This is a genomic window from Candidatus Obscuribacterales bacterium, assembly GCA_036703605.1.
GTDB lineage: Bacteria > Cyanobacteriota > Cyanobacteriia > RECH01 > RECH01 > RECH01.
The window spans coordinates 1-1,001 of record DATNRH010000728.1; the positions used below are offsets into that span (position 1 = coordinate 1).

Consider the following 1,001-nt stretch of genomic DNA (forward strand, 5'->3'; position numbering starts at 1 on the left):
TGACTCTGAGTGGCTCGCAACTTCATCTCACGATGGGAGTGTCAACTTCTGGACGTTAGACGATGGCTACACAGACGCTGGCCAAGTCGAGCGCTCTCGGTTTCGCACCAGCAAGTACCCCATTGACTTGGCATGGAACTCTAGTGGCACCCAACTGGCTGTTCTCTTTGATCACATTAGCACCCCAGCGCACAAAACTCATCAGTTATGTATTCTCAAGACAGGTATTTGAGCTGATTCTCACACCAGGCTCTTACCCGAAAATTCACACCGTGTTTCAAGAGGCCACTCCCCATTATAAGGAACCTGTGGTCGTTGAGTACTTACCGGGAGCGAAAAATTCCTTGGTAACTGGGGGCAACGATCATCAGATCTGTCTTTGGGAACAAAAAAGTGAAGGTCAGAAATACCAAGCCAAATCCCTGCACTCTCGGCATACATCGTCTGTGCTGTCCTTGGAACCCTCCACAACAGGCACGCTCTTGTGCTCTGGCGGTGCCGATCGGTAAACGAGCCAGGTCTAAGAGACAGGAGACTGATAATATTCGATTATGTTGCTGGAAGGGAGTTGGTCAACCACCGGACGGCCGCACAGGTCACTTCTCTTGACTACCGACCAAAGGATCCCAACCTGCTGTTATGTTGCCAGGTGAGGAGACCTTTCTATAACACCGCAGACAACCAGGGCTGACCAGCTACCCCTGTTTGATCCCAGAGCAAATCGGAACGTTCTTTGTCTATCTTGGCCAACAAAACCCTCCGACCCATCCCCTACACGTCTAACCAAACCATCTTGGTCGCCGTCAGGGTTCTTGGTGAGCTGCCCTTCACTAGACGGTGACCTCCATCTTTGGGATATCCGCTACAACTCAATCCACAACCCCACACAGTCCATATCACTTGGGCACTCTGAACGAGTCCTACAAGCCTCCTTCCACCCTTCCTTGGACTGGATTGTCTCTATCTCAACAGACCACCGGGTAGGGTTCCACTCGTTTAGC

At 51.3% G+C, this 1,001-nt stretch carries 1 protein-coding gene; it reads left to right on the forward strand.

What is annotated here, in order from left to right; genetic code table 11:
* Positions 1–232 (forward strand): hypothetical protein (locus V6D20_15240; protein ID HEY9817134.1); only part of this gene is annotated, 232 nt, incomplete at its 5' end.
* Positions 233–1,001 lie beyond the last annotated feature (769 nt).